The organism is Comamonas avium, assembly GCF_014836675.1.
Classification (GTDB): domain Bacteria; phylum Pseudomonadota; class Gammaproteobacteria; order Burkholderiales; family Burkholderiaceae_C; genus Comamonas; species Comamonas avium.
Window position 1 is genome coordinate 1 of sequence record NZ_JACSQK010000015.1, and the last position, 1,816, is coordinate 1,816.

Annotated in this window: 2 protein-coding genes; both read left to right on the top strand. The window is 60.9% G+C overall.

From position 1 onward, the window contains the following. Position 1: 1 nt before the first annotated feature. Positions 2 to 751 carry an electron transfer flavoprotein subunit beta/FixA family protein gene (locus H9646_RS18280; RefSeq protein WP_191724827.1) on the top strand — a complete coding sequence of 250 codons (750 nt, stop codon included), beginning with the start codon at positions 2 to 4 and terminating at the stop codon, positions 749 to 751. 160 nt (positions 752 to 911) lie between these two features. After that, positions 912 to 1,816 (top strand): electron transfer flavoprotein subunit alpha/FixB family protein (locus H9646_RS18285; RefSeq protein ID WP_191724828.1); only part of this gene is annotated, 905 nt, incomplete at its 3' end.

Genomic DNA, 1,816 nt, shown 5'->3' on the forward strand with positions numbered 1-1,816 from the left:
CATGAAGGTATTGGTCCCAGTCAAGCGCGTGGTGGACTACAACGTCAAAGTCCGTGTGAAGTCTGACGGCACAGGCGTAGATATCGCCAACGTCAAGATGAGCATGAACCCGTTTGACGAAATCGCGGTGGAAGAAGCCGTGCGCCTCAAGGAAAAGGGCGTAGTCACGGAAATCATTGCCGTCTCCTGTGGAGTTGCGCAGTGCCAGGAAACCCTGCGCACGGCCATGGCCATTGGTGCCGATCGTGCCATTTTGGTGGAGACCGATGCTGAGCTGCAGCCCCTGGCTATTGCCAAACTGCTCAAGGCCCTGGTGGACAAAGAGCAGCCGGGCCTGGTGATTTTGGGCAAGCAAGCCATTGACGGCGACAACAACCAGACGGGCCAGATGCTGGCTGCGCTGGCTGATCTGCCCCAGGCCACCTTCGCCTCCAAGGTGGAAGTTGCAGGCGACAAGGTCAGCGTCACCCGCGAAGTGGACGGAGGTCTGGAGACACTGAGCCTGTCTACCCCGGCCATCATCACCACCGACCTGCGCCTGAACGAGCCCCGCTACGTCACCTTGCCCAACATCATGAAGGCCAAGAAAAAGCAGCTGGACATCGTCAAGCCCGAAGAGCTGGGTGTGGACGTTGCGCCCCGCATCAAGACCTTGAAGGTGGCCGAGCCTGCCAAGCGCGGCGCTGGCGTCAAGGTGCCGGATGTGGCGACCCTGGTGGACAAGCTCAAAAACGAAGCCAAAGTTATTTGACCCCCTGAGCCGCTTCGCGTCTTCCCCCTTGGAGGGGGACGACAGCCTCGCGTCGGGGCGGCCCTAGCTCGCTGTCCCTGATTTTGGGGCGTGCGAATTTGAAGGCCGTTTGCCCTATCCGCAGACTTCGCAAGAACCTCAAAGAATTTTTGGAGTTGAAATGACTTCTCTCGTAATCGCAGAACACGACAACGCCACCATCAAAGGCGCTACCCTGAACACCGTCACGGCCGCTGTAGCCTGCGGTGGTGATGTGCACGTACTGGTCGCTGGTGAAAACGCAGCAGCAGCCGCTGCAGCGGCTGCCCAGATCGCTGGTGTCTCCAAAGTCATCCATGCTGACGGCGCCAGCCTCAAAGATGGCCTGGCAGAAAACCTCACCGCCCAGGTGCTGGCTATTGCTGGTAACTACAGCCACATCCTGTTCCCAGCCACCGCCAGCGGCAAGAACGTTGCCCCGCGTGTAGCGGCCAAGCTCGATGTTGGCCAGATCAGCGACATCACAGCGGTCATCTCGGCGGACACCTTCGAGCGCCCCATCTACGCGGGCAACGCTGTCGCCACCGTGCAATCGTCGGATGCCACCAAAGTCATCACCGTACGCGGCACCGGCTTTGACGCAGCGGCTGCCACGGGCGGCGCAGCGGCGGTGGAAACCACTGCAGCGGTTGCCGACTCAGGCAAGAGCGCCTTTGTGGGCCGTGAAGTTACCAAGAACGACCGCCCCGAGCTGACGGCTGCCAAGATCATCGTCTCCGGTGGCCGCGCACTGGGCAGCGCCGAGAAATTCAACGAAGTCATGACCCCGCTGGCCGACAAGCTGGGTGCAGCCATTGGTGCCAGCCGTGCAGCGGTGGACGCAGGCTACGCTCCCAATGACCTGCAAGTGGGCCAGACCGGCAAGATCGTTGCCCCGCAGCTGTACATTGCAGCGGGCATCTCGGGTGCGATCCAGCACTTGGCGGGCATGAAAGACTCCAAGGTGATCGTGGCGATCAACAAGGATGCGGAAGCACCGATCTTCTCGGTGGCCGACTATGGCCTGGAGGCTGACTTGTTTGTGGC